Genomic DNA, 17211 nt, shown 5'->3' on the forward strand with positions numbered 1-17211 from the left:
TTAGATCGAGTTGGGTCCGAAGGCCGGTGAGAGGGAAACGACTGAGGCCGGGATCCAGGAGGAAGGAGGGAAGAAACCCCTCGGCGTGCGGAAAGCAGAACAAAAATTCCAGTCCCTGAAACCTTAAAAATTTTAGGTCATTGAGCTATAGCAGACCCTTTCCAGTTAAAATGACCTACTGCAACAAGTCTGCCCAGTAGACCGAAGAGAGCGAGATTGCACTGCGATCGCCAAGCGTCTCGGAACGAGAATCGCCAAGCGTCTCGGAACGAGAATCGCCCCTCCCTCGGACTCACCCAGACCCGTTGCCGCCCGAAACTCCCCGGTAAGAGGAGACTGCTGTTGTTTGTTGCCACCTAAAAGCTGACCATGCCCAAGGTTCTTGTCTCCGATCCCATAGACCAAGCTGGACTGGATATCCTCTCCCAAGTTGCCCAAGTTGATGTGAAAACAGGGCTATCCAACGAAGAATTAGTTCAGATTATCCCCGAATACGATGCCCTGATGATTCGTTCGGGGACCCGAGTCACCCCAGAAATTATCGAAGCCGGTAACCAACTTAAAATTATTGGTCGTGCCGGAGTCGGTGTGGATAATGTCGATGTTCCTTCTGCCACCCGTAAAGGGATTGTGGTGGTGAACTCCCCGGAAGGAAACACCATTGCTGCTGCGGAACACGCCCTAGCGATGATGCTCTCCCTTTCTCGCTACATTCCCGATGCCAACCACTCGGTTAAAAATGGCAAATGGGACCGCAAAAGCTATGTCGGTGCAGAGGTCTACAAAAAGACCCTCGGCATTGTGGGATTAGGCAAAATTGGCTCCCATGTTGCGGCAGCGGCGAAAGCGATGGGGATGAAGTTGCTGGCTTATGATCCGTTTATTTCCATTGAACGGGCGGATCATCTCGGATGCCGGTTAGTCGATATGGATTTACTATTCCGGGAATCCGACTACATCACCCTGCATATTCCCAAAACCCCAGAAACGGCTAATCTGATTAATGCCGAAGCCCTCGCTAAGATGAAACCCACGGTGCGGATTATCAACTGCGCTAGAGGGGGCATTATTGATGAAGCGGCTTTAGCTGAGGCATTGAAAGAGGGACGAATTGGAGGGGCCGCCCTTGATGTTTATGAAAATGAACCCTTAGAAGCGGATTCTCCCTTGCGGAGTCTGGGGAAAGAAGCGATTCTGACGCCACACTTAGGGGCTTCTACGGCAGAAGCACAAATCAATGTGGCGATCGATGTTGCGGAACAAATTAGAGATGTCCTTCTGGGGTTACCGGCGCGATCGGCGGTGAATATCCCCGGTTTGTACCCCGATGCTTTGGAAAAACTCCGTCCCTATCTGCAACTGGCAGAAAACCTTGGGAATTTGGTGGGTCAGTTGGCTGGGGGTCGGGTCGAGTTGCTGAATGTGCGTCTCCAAGGCGAGTTGGCAGATAATAACAGTCAACCGATTGTGGTGGCAGCCCTGAAAGGGTTACTCTCCCAAGCATTACGCGAACGGGTGAATTATGTGAATGCCAGCATTGAAGCGAAAGAACGAGGCATTCGCATTATTGAAACTCGGGATGGTTCCATTCGTGATTACACGGGTTCTCTGCACCTAGAGGCTAAGGGTGCCCTTGGGGACCACTCGGTAACGGGTGCGCTGTTAGGGGATGGGGAAATTCGGATTACGGATATTGATGAGTTTCCGATTAATGTCCCCCCGACTCACCATATGTTGTTTACTCGCCACCGGGATATGCCGGGAATTATTGGCAAAATTGGCTCTTTGTTGGGCAGTTTTAATGTCAATATTGCCAGTATGCAGGTGGGGCGCAAAATCGTGCGTGGGGATGCGGTGATGGTATTGAGCCTGGATGACCCCCTGCCGGAAGGGATTTTAGCAGAAATTATGAAGGTTCCAGGTATTCGGGATGCCTATACGGTAATGTTATAGGAGGAAAAGTTTCCTGAAGGCAGAAGACGGGTTTTAGATCCCCGGTGTCAGGGTCGGCGCGATCGCAGACTGGATCAAAGATGTGGTTTGAATCCCGATCCGCGAAATTGAAGGGTGATTCGGTTGGGGATAGAACCGGGGAACCGTTGATTTCTGCAAGGGTTTGACCCTGACCTGGTGCGATCGCAGGCCAATCCTCTGCTCTGAATCACAATACAAGAACGCAACCGCAAATCAGGACTCTGAACTCACAGGCTATGGCTAACAACTGGTGGGAAATACAAGTGCTCTGCGATCCGGCGTTAGAAGATTTGGTCTTCTTACGAGTGGAAACTTTTGGCTGTCGCGGTACTGCCAGTGAGATGAAAGGCCATTCCTGTTTGATTTCTGCCTATCTCCCCCAGGAACGGGCGCATTTATTGGATTTGGCGGCGTTGTCTTTACTCTTTCGTCAAGATGCTCTATGTGTGAATCTGCCGATTCCCGCAGTCCAATGGAATCTGATTGAGGAGGAGGATTGGTCGAGTAGTTGGAAGCAACACTGGCATCCCGAAGAAATTGGCGATCGCTTTGTGGTTAACCCCGCATGGCTGCCCATTCCTGAAACCGATCGCCTAGTATTACAATTGGACCCCGGTGTTGCTTTCGGTACCGGCGCTCATCCTACCACCCAACTCTGTCTCGAAGCTCTGGAAATGCGCCTCGGATACGAAGAAACTCACGCCACGATCGCTGATATTGGCTGTGGTTCGGGCATTTTATCCATTGGCGCAATTTTACTCGGGGCTAAGCAGGTTTATGCGGTGGATACGGACCCTCTAGCGGTGAAATCGACTCGGCGCAATCGGGAATTAAATCAGATTGATGAGTCGCTTTTACAAGCTCAATTGGGCAGTATTGAGATGGTTAAACAACTTAGTGAGGAACCCGTTGATGGGATTGTTTGTAATATCCTCGCTGAAGTAATTATCGATTTAATTCCCCAAATGGATGCGATTTCTAAACCGAGCACTTGGGGCATTATTAGTGGGGTTTTATTAGACCAAGCCAAACCTGTGGCTGATACTCTAGAACAATATGGTTGGGTTGTGGCGACCCTCTGGCGACGCAAAGATTGGTGCTGTTTCACGATTCGCCGCAACTAATCTCCTGCGGTAATTCTGGACTCGGTTAAGTCTTGTCGGAGTTTTAGGGAGAGGATTTAAATAACCGAGGACGAGCGTAAATATAGAAATAGGCGATCGCAGATAATCCGGCGATCGCCACTATCAGTCCTTTCCCCATTAAAGAAGCGACCCCGGGAAAACTCACTGCCGTTGCCACCCACACCGCCACCACTTCTACTCCGGCAACAATTCCCCCATAATGCTGCGGATCCCAATAGGAAATCGGACTAATCAGGCGATAATCGCTGAAGGGAAAAAAGTGCCGATGGGCATCATCATGATGCACCGGCAAGTCTCCTAACGAATGGAACACCATACTCATAAAGATATATTTTCCCGTTTCCCAACCGCAATAATCAGCCAAAATTGCCGCAAAAATGGCGACAGGAATCGAATGAAATAAGGCCACCCAATTTTGCAACCCGGGTTGCCAATAACCCTCGCTCCAAATTTGACGTTCCGGCAGTTTTCTGATGAATTTAGCCCAACCATAAAACAAAAATATGGGGAGGTCCGGAAGAATTGCACCCACCGCGATCGCCAGATTCCCTTGGGGTTGGGAAAACGGACTGAACAGCGCAAGATTGACGATCGCGTGACTGGGTGTATTCATCAGGCATGGCTTATTGGATATCGGTACTCCCGGTTAGGATATCCCATCCCGGCCTCAATTTGCTACCCCTTCCCTACATCAGGGTTACCAACCGGAAGTACAATTGATTGAGAGTCGCGCTAACTTCACGTTATCTGGATTCCCTTATAGCAGGGATTCAAGTTTGGGAATAAGCTGTTCTGCGCTGACAAATCCCTCAAATCGCTGGACAGGTTTTCCATTTTTAAATAGAACTAAAGTCGGCAAGGCATAGATGCGATGTTCTGTTGCCAGATCGGGGTATTTCTCCGTATCAATTTTAACAACCTGAATCTGATTTTTTAAGCGAGCATTCACTTCATCCAATACGGGACCCATCATTTGACAGGGACCGCACCAAGCGGCGTAAAAATCCACGAGAACAGGTACTTCGGAATCGGTGAGCATTTCTTCAAAACTGGCAAACTGTTTTTTAACGGTCATACACTTAAACGGCTCTTTTGAACCGAGAATTACAATATCTCTATGATAGCTAGAGCATGAATATCCGGTGGGGGGAGATAAGAAACCGATGGATTGTAAGGTGGGAACTCCCCAGCGGATGAGGTATTTATACTGGGAATCAACGGTTAAAGAGTTGATTGGAAACGGTTAAAGGATAGCAAAATTAGGGAGAATATTGAGGCAACATTGAGAATGCGTCACAATGGGATTAAATATTGGAATTATTGGCTGTGGTTATGTGGGTACGGCGGTGGCACGGCGATGGCGGGAGGATGGACATAGTATAACCGCGACCACAACCCGGGGCGATCGCCTGGAGGAACTCGAACAGGTGGCGCAACAGGTGGTGGTGCTCCAGGGGAATGATTCCCAGGCCCTAGCATCGATGGTCCAAAATCAAGATGTGATCCTGTTAAGCGTCGCGCCTCCCAGGGGGGGGGATTATCAAGAAACCTATCTGGAGACGGCGAAGACCCTGGTGCGGGTGTTGCAGCAATCCCCCAGAGTTCAGCAGGTCATTTATACCAGTAGCTCGTCGGTATATGGGGACCACCAGGGGGAATGGGTGGATGAAACTACCCCCGTGGCACCGGGGAATCAAAATGCCTCGGTGTTAGCTCAGACGGAGGAGGTTTTGCTAACCGCCCAAAGCGATCGCCTGAATGTCTGTATTCTGCGGTTGGCGGGAATTTATGGACCTGAGCGTGAACTGTTGAAAATTTTTAGCCGCTTTGCAGGCACGACTCGTCCCGGGACTGGGGAATATTGGAGTAATTGGGTTCATTTAGAGGACATTGTAGAGGCGATCGCCTTGGTCTGTCGTCAGCGTTGCGCGGGTATTTACAATCTGGTGAATGATGCCCCCCAGCCGATGCGCCAACTGATGGATCGTCTCTGCGATCTCCACAATCTGGCTCCCATTTCCTGGGACCCCTCGGTTCCCTTGGAGCGTTCTTATCATCTCAGGCTCTCGAATCAGAAACTGAAACGGACCGGGTTTGAATTGCGCTATCCAGAAACCCTGCTATAGCGCCAGGGGGCGATCGACCCCCGCCCAGAAGATATCCAGAATGCAGGAGACACGCTCGCAATATCTGAAACGGCGTGTCTCTGAACAACATAAATTTTTTCTAACCCAGGTAAATCATTAATAGCCTATCTAATGCCTTATGCAATACTGCGAACCTCACGTTGGGATTGTCGAGCGGACCTAGAGGAAATCGTGGAAAGATCGATTAAACGTTCTAGCTGCTGTACGCGCTGACGAGGTTGCACGACCATTGCAGCCAGATCCGGCATTTCTTGCCAGCAATGGGGGCAGAACCAATAAACACCACTCTGACGAGCGTGGCGGAGTAAAGCACTAGAGCAGCAAGGGCAATTGTTCATGATTTTTAAACCTGTTTGAGAATAGAAGAAAAGTCAGTAGAAACTTGTAAGGAGAAATGTGCTGTTCTTAAAATCTTCCGTGATTTTACGGAGGAAACTCGGGGGCTGACTCGGGTTAATTTCCACCCAGACGGCCTGCTTTAGAAAGGTAAAATTTATCTAAACTGAGGACGAGTCCAATAATGAATAACTGCACTAGCCAAGGGGCCAAAGCGAATCCCCAAATAAAGCAAACCACCGCTGTTAAAGCTGCTAGTACAAATGGAACATCAGCCGAAGCTCTTAAGTAAATCCATACAGAGCCAATCGAGATGGTTAAGAGGGTTAGGTAGGCGGCGGGCATGGCTAGGGACTCCTGGCAGTTATCGTTAGGACAGTCCGAGCTGAATTAAGCTCTATGATTGAAGTTAAAGCAAGAATGTGAAGATACCGTGAAGATACAGGAAAAAAATGGAGATTTTTTTATTTTTTTTTGAGCCAACCATTTTTCGCCCGGGTTGAGGACTTTTTTCCCTCTTTTTCGCCGTCATAGCCCTAGACAACTCGGAAGATTTCCAGGAGGGATCGCAGAGGATCGGCTGAGAATCCAGGGTAACTCAGATGATAACGGGTCAATCCCCTCCCTTTTCTAATAACCGGCTTTCCCTTGCCTGGGTTAATAAAAATTGATAAATCATCGCGATTTAATCTATCTAAAGGATGATTTTAAGGTTTGCCAAATCAAGGATTAAAAATGGCCAGGGTTTAAGTGGCCGTAAAGCCTCGCTTCCGGGATCAATTGACCCTGATTTATCGGGCCGTAACCAGATTAGCGGGCTTTTGCCATCGGGTGGTTCAGGGAATTCACGGCGCTAATTGTTATAGAAAAACGGCGGGAGGCTATTTATAGAGGGCAGAAGGGGAAGAACGGTAAAAAGGGGAAAGCTCTAGGGGGATTTTCTTGTCAATGGTGTAACCCCGGGTACAGAAACCATGCGATCCCCGGACCGATGGAGTGATGAGGGTAAAGAAGGTCTTTCCCCCTCCTGACTAGATAGGGCATCTTGCCGCAGTTGGGTATTAAGAAAGCCCGGATCAATGCCCTATAAAAAGGCATGGGGAAAGCTCAGCGGCAGGACGAATCTGTTCCGGTTGAGAGCCCTTGTCAAATGCCAGCAAGGGTCACTATCGTAGTCCTAAATCGGTTGGAGAAACGCTCTCTAGTTGCAACTCTCCTCTCGGGTTTGGATTCCCCGAAAGGGGGCTTCACTCCTGGGGGACTGGGTTACAAATCATTGAAAATTGCGATAGAGGGCATCTAAGCGAATGGGAGAATTCGGCAAGGCGGAGTGGGAGGATCTTGCTCCCTAGTCATTTTTCCTGATCAGCAGTAGGGAAGAAGATGCTCCCACGGATGAATTTTATCGCCATCATGATTGAGACTCGCTACCTAGAGGGATGCCGCCACTCCCTAATAGGCTCCCGAGAGTTTACTCCAATGAATTCATCGGAATTTATTTAGGGTTTAGGATTGTTGTTGGGGTGAAAAAATGAGGGGTTCAGATTAGGACCCCCTAGAATAGTGGGTAAAAATTGATGAGTCCAGGGGGAGCGGCGGGGGATAAACCTTGAATTTTCCTTGGGTATCATGTAGAGCGCAAAAAATTCCCCCTTCCCTCATGAGCGGCCTGGGGTTGGGGGTAAAAATTGTTAGAGCTAAAGGGGATTAAAACTGCCAATTCCTCCTCTTACAGGTCATTGGCGATGGTGAGTTCAGTCGGTTGACAGCGGTGAATGTAGACAGCAAATCCTTGAGCACCTTCACTTTCGAGATCCTCAAGGTAGCCCCCTTTATAGCCCTCGGCTTCTTTGGCACTCATAAAGGGACCAAAGTAGTAAGTGCAAGTTGGTTCGGCGGTAACGATTTCAATCCACCAAGCAATTCCCAGCTTTTCCAAATAAGAAGTAAAAGCTTGTTCAATCGTTTCTGCTATTTTCATCAAGGTGCTCCGCGAGATGTGGTTCTATACTTATGAAGGTGATTGTACGCAAAAAAGAATTTACGAACCGCTCATCGGGACACATTTTAAAACATAATGATAAAGAAGTGGTGAATCAATCGGGGATAGGGGAGATTAGGGTTCCCAACCGAGAGCTGAGGCCACCTGAGCGGCTAGATTCATGGGTTCAAACGGCTTGGCAATCACCGAGTTGACCCCCAGTTCTGAAAAGCGGCGTTGATCGGCATAAAGCACTTTTGCGGTGAGCAAAATTACTGGAATTTGTTGGGTTGAGGGATTAGCCTGGAGTTTTTTAAACGTAGCAGGGCCATCCATATCTGGCATCATCACATCCAAGAGAATCGCATCCGGCTGTTTGGCTTCAGCGACCTGGAGTCCCTCATGACCGGAACTGGCGGTGAGCACTTCCCAGCCTCCAACCATTTCCAGGCTGAGTTGAGCCACTTCCCGGATATCGTCTTCATCATCAATCACTAAAATTCGTTTCAAACTCACGCAAACCTCCTGAAAAAAATGGACGCCCTAACAGGGACGAACCGGAACGAAACATTAAAAATGATACAGGGAAGAAATATCTTTGAGCTTGAGTTTTCCAGTTATCGGAGAAAACTCCGACAATATCGGGACATCATCACAGGATTGCTTCCTTTCGCCCGAAGATTTAAGAGACAATGTAGCCGATTGCGCCAGGACGAGAGTAAAAGATGATCAGGCATTCGCTGAGGGTTCCGTTGGGAATCCCTGAACTGGCGATCGCCGGAATGCCTTTATGGGGGAAACAGCTTCTCTATTTTAACGGGGAAGAGTTCACCCACCGGCCAACTTGCGGCTTTTCAGGGATCCCTCGAACTCGCCAAGCGATCGCCTCTCCCACCCAGACAGAGGGAGTGCCAAGATTCAGTAGAATCACGATCGCGGTTTCAATCGCGCAATCACCTCAACAATCGGCGCGGAGGTAGACGAGTTAGCCCTCGGGTTGGGGTGGGCGGGTCCCAGATGATCCTGAGGCAACCGTTCTTCCCGGCGATCGCCTGATTCTACCGCAATCCCTAAGTCCTGGGTAGCGGCCCCCGTCAAATCGCAATTTTCCTCCCCTGAGTCAGAATTTGGCCGTTCCACCGGCAGAGTGAAATAGAACGAACTGCCCTCACCGACGACACTTTCTACCCAAATCTGCCCACCGTGATGTTCCACAATACTGCGACAAATCGCTAAACCCAACCCAGTCCCCCCCTTCTTGCGAGAATCCGAGGCATCAACTTGTTGGAAGCGTTCAAAAATTGTCTCTAGTTTATCCCGAGGAATACCCCGTCCCTGATCTTTAATCTGAAACAGCACTTCCGGACTCTGTGAAGCGAGGAAATCCGGATCTCCGGCAGAAGTGAGAGAGGCGGACAACCAGACCTGACCCCCTTCGGAGGAGAACTTCAGCGCATTACTCAGCAAATTGGTCAAGACTTGAAAAATGCGATCGGGATCCGCCCACAGTTGCACCGGAATGGGGTTAACACAGATGGTGACCCCCGCCTTATCCGCCATTGTCCGCATGGCATCTGCGGCTAAGATGGTCAAATCAGCAGCATTGCACCACTGCTCAACCATCGTCACTTTACCCGACTGGATGCGCTCTAAATCCAAAATGTCATTAATCAAGCGTACTAGGCGATCGGTATTCGACACCGCAATCTGTAACATTCGCCCTGCCTTTTCCGGATAAGACTCCAGCAGTCCATTCGCCAGCAGACCCAAAGACCCGCGAATCGAAGTCAAAGGCGTTCGCAGTTCGTGACTCACCACCGAAATGAATTCATCCTTCATCCGTTCCACCCCCTGACGTTCCGTAATATCCTTGAAGGTGAGGACCGCCCCTTTGATTTCATTTTGTTCTTGAATTGGGGTCGTGATATATTCCACGGGAAAGCTCGTGCCATCCTTGCGCCAAAACACCGCTGTGCCGTGATGAACTGACCCATCGGAAATTGCCGCATAGAGTGGAGGAGCTAAAGAGTCTCCACCCCCATCGCGAGGATCACCCAAGTCCTGGGCCAGAAAGTTGGATCCCAAAATCATCGTCAACGGTGCGCCCAACAATTCCCCCATCGAATATCCCAACATTTTTGTAGCAGCGGGATTGATAAAAGTGGTATTGCCGCGAATATCCATGCCGCAGATGCCTTCTCCGGCGGAATTTAAAATCAACTCATTTTGATGGCGCAGACGTTCCAGGGAATCCTCAACGCGCTTGAGGTCCGTCACATCCCGGGCGATCGTCGAAACCCCGGTAATCCGACCTGCGGCATCTTTAATCGGAGAAATGGTCAGGGACACATAGATCGGCGAGCCCTCTTTCTTCAAATGCACCGTTTCATAATGGTCAATACTCGACCCTTGGCGAATTCCTTCCAACAGGCGTAACTCGCTTTCTTGGCGATCGGGCAAAATCAAAATTGAAATCGATCGCCCCTTCACTTCCTCGGCAGTATAGCCATAAATTCTCTGAGCACCGGCATTCCAGCTTAAAATCATCCCATCTAAGGTCTTGCCAATAATCGCATCATCGGACGACTCCACAATGGAAGCCAGACGCAGACGTTCCTCCTCCACCTGTTTGCGTTCCGTCACATCCCGCCCAATCACGACTAATCCTTTGCGACTGCCATCGCTGTGAAACAGTGGCACTTTTAGGGTATCTAAAACCACCTCAGAGCCATCAGGAACGGGAATCACTTCTTCTTTATGGGAGAGAATCCCATGTTTCCACGCCTCCTCATCGGACAGTTCGCACTCCAAAAACGCCTCGCGATAAAACGAGTTCAACTCTGCAATCTCGGCATCGGTTTTCCCTTGATAATCCAAATTTGCCATGTCAAAGATTTTCAGGATGGCTTGGTTGGCTTCTAACCAAGCCCCGCGACCATCTTTAAAACAGATGGCATCCGGCATGGCATTAATTAAGGTTCGCAATTGATCTTCACTTTCTCGCAAGGCGGCCTCAGTCTGTTTACGGTCGGTAATATCGGTTAAGACACAGATCGACCCGACTCGTTGATTGTTTTCGTCGGTCACTGCATCGGCGCGCAGCCAGATTGAAATCGTATTGAGGGTACTGCGATCGATTCCTAGGGGTAAGACAAAGGACCGATGAGTTTGCCCGCGCATCAGCACTTCTGAACTCCAACTATTTCCCTGGTGAATGAGATTAAACACTTCTTGACCCAAGGAGGAATCGGCAAATAAAGAGGGCAGTCCACCGGCGTGATTGAGTTCTTCAACGGTGCATTCAAATAAATCTAAAAAGGCGCGGTTATGATAGATGGCCTGCCCGGTAATATCGATGGTTAGGACTGCATCACTGGTACTTTCGACTGCTTGGGTGACGCGGATTAAGGCTTGCTGGGCTTGTTCTCGTCGGGAGATTTCGGTTCTTAACCGTTCGTTGATCCGCTGGAGTTCGGCAGTCCGTTCCGCCACCAGTTCTTCGAGGTGGTTGCGGTAGAGTCGGAGTTCTTCTTCCGCTTGTTTGCGCTCGGTGATATCCTCGACTAAGCCGATCGCAAATTGCCAGCAGTTTTGAGTATCTCGAATCGAAGAGACACTCAGGCGGACCCAGACGCAGTGACCTTGAGCATGGATGTAGCGTTTTTCCAGTTGGTAGCGATCGCGCTCACCGGCGAGCAGTTCCTGAAACAGTTGTCGGCTGGTGGGCAGGTCCTGGGGATAAGTAATCGAATCAAAGCTGAAGTCGCGCAACTGAGCGTGACTATACCCCAACATCCCCTGGAGTGCCGGGTTGGTTTGCAGAAATCGTCCTTCTAAATCGGTGATTTTCATCCCGATCGCCGCCCCCTCGAAGATGGTGCGGAATCGATGTTCACTCTCGCGCAGGGCTTCTTCTGCTTGTTTGCGTTCGGTGATATCCCGGCAGGTATAAAGCAGGGTTCCCCGTTCGATCTCCACGGGTTTGACGCTCACCAGTAAGGTCCTGGGGTTCCCTTGTTTATCCATGATGGTCCGTTCTAGGTTGTGAATTTCCCCTAGACGATCCAGTTCCTCTTCTCCTGCAAACAGGTGATCGCCGAGTAGGTGGCTAATATGGCCCCATTGTTGGGCTTCTTCTACGGAATAGTCACAGATGAAGCGCACTGCGGGACTGATATAGGTCAGCGCCCCATTGCGATCGGTGATAAATACGGCTTCGGAGATATTGCTCAGGGTGATCCGGTGGAGTTCCTCGCTGGCGCGTAAGGCAGCCTCCATCCGCTTGCGATCGCTCAAATCCCGGGCCACGGTGAGCAGGTTTAAGATGCCGTTGTTTTCCCATAAGGGGGTGGCGGCTAATTCCACGGGCACGATGGTCCCATCGACGCGCAAAAACTGTTGTTCGATAAAGGGAACGGCTTGATGTTCAGTTAAAATTTGCTCAATTCGTTCCTCCACCAGGGCGCGTTTGTCTGGATGCACGAAATCCAGCAGGGGTAACCCCACCAAGGCGGACGGGGTGCTGGCCCCGAGGAGTTTAGCTCCGGCGGTGTTAATAAAGTCGATTTTGCCGCAACTGTGGACGATTATGGCTTCTGGGGAGAGTTCAACTAACCGACGGTAACGCTCCTCGCTTTTGGCGAGGGCGGATTCGGCTTTTTGGCGTTCGGCGCGATCGCGCAGGGCGACGATGCCGTAGGCGAGGTCATTGGCGAGTTCTCCTAAGAGTTCCACTTCGGCAATATCAAAGGCATTGGCAGTTCCTGAATAAATCCGCAGGGAACCAAAGGTTTTGTCTTTGCCAATCAGGGGTAGGGCAATGGTGGAGTGCAACCCTTGGTTGAGGGCCAATTCTCGCCAGGGGGCAAAACTAGGGTCGGTTTGGATATTCTGCACCAAGCAATATTTACCCGTCTGAATGCAGGTGCGGGTCATGCCTCCACCTTCGGGGTGCGGTTTCCAGGATGCCTGGATTTGTTGTAAATACTCCTGGGCATCTCCGGCGAAGGCAGCGGGTTGCAGGGGTCGTTGTTGTCCTGATTGCGCCGGTTCTTCCGCTTCAGATAAGGCGACCCAAGCGAGTCGATAGCCCCCGGTTTCGACGATGATCCGGCAGATCTCGTGGAGGAGTTCGGATTCTGACGGGGCCCGGACCATGACTTGATTGCATTCCCATATCGTGGTGAGGGCACGGTTGAGGGAACAGAGTTCCATTTCTACGGCTTTGCGATCGCTCAGATCATGGGCAATCACGGAAAATCCCACTAATTGTCCCTGAGCGTCTTGCAATGCCGAGAGGGTGATATTGGCCCAAAACCGCGTTCCATTCCGTCGCCTGCGCCATCCTTCATCTTCACATTGTCCCGCTGTAGCGACGAGTTGGAGTTCTTGCTGGGGTTTGCCTGTGGCAATATCTTCCTGGGGATAAAAACAGGAGAAGTGATGGCCGATAATTTCAGTGGAGGAATAGCCTAGCAGTCTCTGTGCACCGCGATTCCAACTGGCAATCCTTCCGCTTGAATCTAGCAGAAAAATGGCGTAGTCACGGATTTCTTCTACAAAGGAGCGGAAGAGTTGATCGTTTTGTTGTTGGTGGCGTTGTAAATGGGGGATGCAGGCGATCGGGGATTCCCGTTGCTCGGGGAGATGGGCCGCCCAAATGGCAGGGGACTCTCGATGGCGATCCCAAAGGCTGGCGCTCAAGAGTTTTTCGACTCTCCAGAAGAGTTCTTCGGGCTGGATCGGTGCGGCGATCGCATCGTCATATCTCCTGATTCCAAGGGTTTGCTCCCCAGTTGCACCTTCTTCCCCTGGATGGGATGGCAACATTCCCCACTCTCCCGGGTGAATCACCAGCAACAGGGGAAATTCCTGAGCTTGGCAGGGGTTTCCCCTTTCCCAAAACCCCTGGTAAGCTTCCAACCCGAGGCGATCGCCAATGCACAAGTCTAGGCGATTCCAGCTTCGGTGGACTTCACCCGCCACCCTCTCCACCAGGTTTGGCTCTCCCGTTATGACTTGGTAATGTTGTCCTAACTGCTGGATGAGCAGGTGACGGGTTTGTGGTTCCTCAATTAGGAGCAAAATGCAGTTCATAATTCACCCTTGTGGTTGCAGCTCCGTCTATCATTATGGTTCATCACAGCGTCGGAGAATGGAGCGTTCTTCGGCAGATGGCCTCCCTGGTTTCCTCTCTACCCCAGTTGATCTTGGGTCTATAGAAGTTCTTTCACCCCTGGATCCGGTGCGATTTCCCTCCTGCTGTTTCCTGGCCCAAATTGCTCAGTATTCACCCCTGGGCGATCGCATTTTGGGGTGTTGGGGTTTGGGTTGACCCCGGCTCTATTTTTCCGACTCTTTCCTTAATTAAATAGATATCTCTATATATTTAGCTTAAATCATTCTTCTAAGGATGAAACGCACCTGGCCCCCCATGTTTTCAAAAAGAGCGGGGCGCAGAATTTTCCAAGGAATTTACAAGGGCGCTCACTCCCTCTAAAGGATGAGATTCGCCACTTTCAGCCCAGGGTCGGGGTTATGTATTTTTACGGGTGGGTGCGATTTAGAAGGTTAAGTTTTGATAAGTTTTGATAAGTTTTGATAAGTTCAAAAGGGAGTATGTAAATTGTTGGTTATTTGGTCTTTATTAGACTAATTTCTAATCCAGGCTTTGTCAAGTCATCCCCCCTGTAGGGATTGGCCCCGGTCATTTTTTTCCACAACCGCTCAAAGAGGCGCTGTCCCTGTCGCCTCCCGGTTGAGGCGATCGCCTTGTTCTGGAAATTGTTAATTTTTCTAAAAATATGTAGAGTTTTTTTCCGTTTCCCTGGCCTGATGGGAGGGTTCGACCCCCTACTATTGGGGCAGGGGGCAAGTCCCAAAAAGTAGAAAGCACCTCTAAAATTAGCAGCGTTCCAATCGCGTCAACAACACCACAATTTCATCGATCGCCGTCCTTAACATTGCCGAGGATTGGTCCGATTGATTGACGAGAATGCTAAACAATAACGTATCATATTCCGAATTGGGAACATACCCGGATAAACCCGATACCCCCGTTAACGTCCCCGTTTTGGCCCGCACCGTTTGCGCTGCCGGGGTATTCCGAAACCGGGTCCGCAACGTACCACTCACCCCCGCTAAGGGTAATGCCTCCCGGTAAATCTCAAAATAAGGAGAACCCGCCATCCCCCGCAGGGTTTGCACCAGGGATTCGGGACTGACGAGGTTCCGGCGAGAGAGTCCAGAAGCATCGACTAAATCGTAACTGGTCGGATCGACTCCCAACTCGGTTAAAGCAGCTTTCAACACTTGTAAACCCGCCTCCCGAGTCTCTTCGGGCAGGGGATTGTTGCCTTTGCCTTGGGGATTTGCGCCGAGCGATCGCAGCAAGACCTCTGTATAAAGATTGTTGCTCTTTTGCAAAACTTCCACCGTCATTTCAGACAAGGGAGGTGAGACGATCGCCGCTAATTCTTGTTGATTCGGCATATCTTTAAACTCGTCACTCACCCTTTGCCTCCCCGTGGTAATTCCCACCCCATTCAACACTTGGCGGAAATACCCTAAAAAATTCTCCGCCGGTTCCGCAACAGAAATCGAGACCTCTTCTGCCGGTGAACCGACGTGCAACTGACCCGAAACTCGCACAATGGGTCTTGTAAACTCTCTCCCCACTTCCAAAAATTCCGGGGAATCCGTGGAAACCGTCCGGGATTGATTCTCAACTTGCCATCGGGTTTGTTCCGCAGGATTCGCCCAAGTCACCGATAAAGGTTGTCCTAATCCCTGGGGAGTTAAGGTAAAATCAACGCTATTTTGATTGAAAATCAGACTGTTTACAGGTGCACCATATCCCGCCTGGACATCTTCCCATTCCCAGTTAGGATGCACGGGAGACCCGATGAAATAACTATCTTCACCGATGAGTTCGCCAATTTGACGGATGCCTTGTTGCTGCAATTGTTGGGCGATCGCCTCTAACTGAGTTTTCCCAATCGTCGGGTCACCTCGTCCCACAATCCGCAGAGACTCAATCCGGTCCCCAGTCGGATTAGAACCATAAACTGAGGTGCGAATCCGAAAGTCAGGACCGAAATGATGTAATGCAGCAGCACTTGTGAGCAATTTAGCAGTCGAGGCGGGAATGAAAAACTGCTCAGAATCGCGCCGATAAAGGGTGCGATCGCCTTGGATATCCAAGGTTTCCACCAGAATACCCCATCGGGCACGCCGCAATTCGGGACGATTAATAATCCCGGCGATCGTCGGTTCCAACTGCGACTGACAAAAGCGCTGGGGTGGAGAGGATGGCGGCGTTTGTCCCTTCACCGGAGACGGCACACTAACCAACATCAGCATCAATCCCAGCAGATTCAGCGATTTCAGGGATTTGTAAAGGCGATCGCGAGTCAATCTCAACATAAGCAGAAACCACAGTCCAAATAAACAACAGTGAATCATCAGCAAAGCGCTCACTTCCAGGAAAAAGCGCCCCTTCCCAAGAATCCAAACGCCCGGGTATTCACCCCCTTTCAACCCCAATCCGGGAGACCCCCACAACAGCAAACCCCCACCCCATCAACAACCTCCGTCAAAACCCAACCCAAAATCCCCACCCCCCAAGGATTCTACCAGTTCATCACGTTCGTAGTAACGACTTCAGTCGTTTCCGGATTGTTCGTAGTAACGACTTCAGTCGTTTCTTAAGTTCGTAGTAACGACTTCAGTCGTTTCCGGATTGTTCGTAGTAACGACTTCAGTCGTTCCCCCTCGTTCTACCTCAAGACTTGCTGTCGTTCCCTCCCTAAACCTCTCTCCAGGTGCGGTAATTAACACTTACCCCATACCCAAAACCGAACTCAACCCTACGCCCAGCTTAGATATATTAATTCCATAAAGAGGTAAGCGATTCACACCTCAACCTAACATCAATTCTTGAGGAGGCAACCTATTATGGCACTCATTCGTTACTCCCCCTTCCGGGAAATTGACACCCTACAACGGGAAATGAACCGCTTATTCGATACCATTTCTTCCTCCCCCGAAACAGAAAATAGCGGACTGACCTTCATTCCTCCTGCCGAAATCTCCGAAACCAGCGATGCCATTCACTTAAAACTAGAAATTCCCGGCATGGACCCCGAACACTTCGATGTTCAAGTCACCGCCGAATCCGTGTCAATTAGTGGAGAACGTCGCTCCCAAACCATCACCGAACAACAAGGAATGACCCGCAGCGAATTTCGCTATGGTCAATTCCGCCGGGTAATTCCCCTCCCCGCCCGCGTGAAAAATACCGAAGTTCAAGCGGAATACAAAAATGGGATTCTCCAGCTCAATTTGCCCAAAGCGGAAGAGGAGAAAAATAAGGTCGTTAAAGTCAACATTGGCTAGAATCGGTTCTGACTTTCCGGCTAGAGGAAACTGGCATCTACTGATTCTAAACCCGGGGGATGAGCAAGCTAATTTAAAGCAAGAGAACCTCCATCCTTCGTAGTGACTGCGGGATTGAGTCAACACAATGCTAACCGATGAAGGGGTTACTACAAACGTTGGTAGTGACTCCTTCACCCCCGTCATCTTGATCCAAAATCAGGCGACTTTTCTATCTTCAGAGGATGGTGAG

The 17211-nt window shown here is 50.2% G+C and carries 13 protein-coding genes; 5 read left to right on the forward strand and 8 right to left on the reverse strand.

The features are described 5' to 3' along the window. Positions 1-369 precede the first annotated feature (369 nt). Complete coding sequence (gene serA, locus NG795_RS08825) at positions 370-1953, forward strand: phosphoglycerate dehydrogenase (protein WP_367288288.1); 1584 nt, start codon at positions 370-372, stop codon at positions 1951-1953. A gap of 257 nt (positions 1954-2210) precedes the next feature. Then, positions 2211-3098 (forward strand): 50S ribosomal protein L11 methyltransferase, encoded by an 888-nt coding sequence (prmA, locus tag NG795_RS08830; RefSeq protein ID WP_367288289.1) that lies wholly within the window; start codon positions 2211-2213, stop codon positions 3096-3098. A 43-nt stretch (positions 3099-3141) separates the two neighbouring features. On the opposite strand, the gene NG795_RS08835 is transcribed toward prmA, so the two are convergent. Then, positions 3142-3732, reverse strand: coding sequence for a hypothetical protein (locus tag NG795_RS08835; protein WP_367288290.1), 591 nt, complete (start codon positions 3730-3732; stop codon positions 3142-3144). Positions 3733-3876: 144 nt separating this feature from the next. After that, positions 3877-4194, reverse strand: coding sequence for a thioredoxin (gene trxA, locus NG795_RS08840; protein WP_367288291.1), 318 nt, complete (start codon positions 4192-4194; stop codon positions 3877-3879). Positions 4195-4417: 223 nt separating this feature from the next. Here trxA and NG795_RS08845 point away from each other — a divergent pair, with 223 nt between their 5' ends. After that, positions 4418-5245, forward strand: a complete 828-nt coding sequence (locus tag NG795_RS08845; protein WP_367288292.1) for an SDR family oxidoreductase — start codon at positions 4418-4420, stop codon at positions 5243-5245. Between the two features lie 137 nt (positions 5246-5382). Here the strand turns inward: NG795_RS08845 and NG795_RS08850 are convergent, their stop codons facing one another. The 6 genes from NG795_RS08850 to dacB form a co-directional block, all read right to left on the reverse strand. Beyond that, complete coding sequence (locus tag NG795_RS08850) at positions 5383-5604, reverse strand: hypothetical protein (RefSeq protein ID WP_367288293.1); 222 nt, start codon at positions 5602-5604, stop codon at positions 5383-5385. A 115-nt stretch (positions 5605-5719) separates the two neighbouring features. After that, a complete protein-coding gene (locus tag NG795_RS08855) occupies positions 5720-5947 on the reverse strand; it encodes a hypothetical protein (protein ID WP_367288294.1) in 228 nt (75 codons plus the stop codon). 1384 nt (positions 5948-7331) lie between these two features. Next, positions 7332-7583 carry a DUF1816 domain-containing protein gene (locus tag NG795_RS08860; protein ID WP_367288295.1) on the reverse strand — a complete coding sequence of 84 codons (252 nt, stop codon included), beginning with the start codon at positions 7581-7583 and terminating at the stop codon, positions 7332-7334. A gap of 135 nt (positions 7584-7718) precedes the next feature. Continuing rightward, complete coding sequence (locus NG795_RS08865) at positions 7719-8099, reverse strand: response regulator (RefSeq protein WP_367288296.1); 381 nt, start codon at positions 8097-8099, stop codon at positions 7719-7721. Positions 8100-8510: 411 nt separating this feature from the next. Further along, a complete protein-coding gene (locus NG795_RS08870) occupies positions 8511-13679 on the reverse strand; it encodes a PAS domain S-box protein (RefSeq protein ID WP_367288297.1) in 5169 nt (1722 codons plus the stop codon). 807 nt (positions 13680-14486) lie between these two features. Continuing rightward, the gene (gene dacB, locus NG795_RS08875) at positions 14487-16007 is read right to left on the reverse strand and encodes a D-alanyl-D-alanine carboxypeptidase/D-alanyl-D-alanine endopeptidase (RefSeq protein ID WP_367288298.1); all 1521 of its coding nucleotides are present in this window, start codon (positions 16005-16007) and stop codon (positions 14487-14489) included. 30 nt (positions 16008-16037) lie between these two features. On the opposite strand from dacB, the gene NG795_RS08880 reads away from it, so the two are divergent. Together NG795_RS08880 and NG795_RS08885 are read left to right on the forward strand one after the other, a co-directional pair. Further along, on the forward strand, positions 16038-16292 hold the full coding sequence (locus NG795_RS08880; RefSeq protein ID WP_367288299.1) for a hypothetical protein: 255 nt from the start codon (positions 16038-16040) through the stop codon (positions 16290-16292). A 246-nt stretch (positions 16293-16538) separates the two neighbouring features. Then, the gene (locus tag NG795_RS08885) at positions 16539-16979 is read left to right on the forward strand and encodes an Hsp20/alpha crystallin family protein (protein ID WP_367288300.1); all 441 of its coding nucleotides are present in this window, start codon (positions 16539-16541) and stop codon (positions 16977-16979) included. Positions 16980-17211 lie beyond the last annotated feature (232 nt).

It is taken from the genome of Laspinema palackyanum D2c (assembly GCF_025370875.1).
Classification (GTDB): domain Bacteria; phylum Cyanobacteriota; class Cyanobacteriia; order Cyanobacteriales; family Laspinemataceae; genus Laspinema; species Laspinema palackyanum.

Excerpts from the sequence above, each read along its gene's own strand:
- serA (WP_367288288.1), top strand. The coding sequence starts at position 370 with ATGCCCAAGGTTCTTGTCTCCGATCCCATAGACCAAGCTGGACTGGAT.
- prmA (WP_367288289.1), top strand. The coding sequence starts at position 2,211 with ATGGCTAACAACTGGTGGGAAATACAAGTGCTCTGCGATCCGGCGTTA.
- NG795_RS08835 (WP_367288290.1), bottom strand. The coding sequence starts at position 3,732 with ATGAATACACCCAGTCACGCGATCGTCAATCTTGCGCTGTTCAGTCCG.
- trxA (WP_367288291.1), bottom strand. The coding sequence starts at position 4,194 with ATGACCGTTAAAAAACAGTTTGCCAGTTTTGAAGAAATGCTCACCGAT.
- NG795_RS08845 (WP_367288292.1), top strand. The coding sequence starts at position 4,418 with ATGGGATTAAATATTGGAATTATTGGCTGTGGTTATGTGGGTACGGCG.
- NG795_RS08850 (WP_367288293.1), bottom strand. The coding sequence starts at position 5,604 with ATGAACAATTGCCCTTGCTGCTCTAGTGCTTTACTCCGCCACGCTCGT.
- NG795_RS08855 (WP_367288294.1), bottom strand. The coding sequence starts at position 5,947 with ATGCCCGCCGCCTACCTAACCCTCTTAACCATCTCGATTGGCTCTGTA.
- NG795_RS08860 (WP_367288295.1), bottom strand. The coding sequence starts at position 7,583 with ATGAAAATAGCAGAAACGATTGAACAAGCTTTTACTTCTTATTTGGAA.
- NG795_RS08870 (WP_367288297.1), bottom strand. The coding sequence starts at position 13,679 with ATGAACTGCATTTTGCTCCTAATTGAGGAACCACAAACCCGTCACCTG.
- dacB (WP_367288298.1), bottom strand. The coding sequence starts at position 16,007 with ATGTTGAGATTGACTCGCGATCGCCTTTACAAATCCCTGAAATCGCTG.
- NG795_RS08885 (WP_367288300.1), top strand. The coding sequence starts at position 16,539 with ATGGCACTCATTCGTTACTCCCCCTTCCGGGAAATTGACACCCTACAA.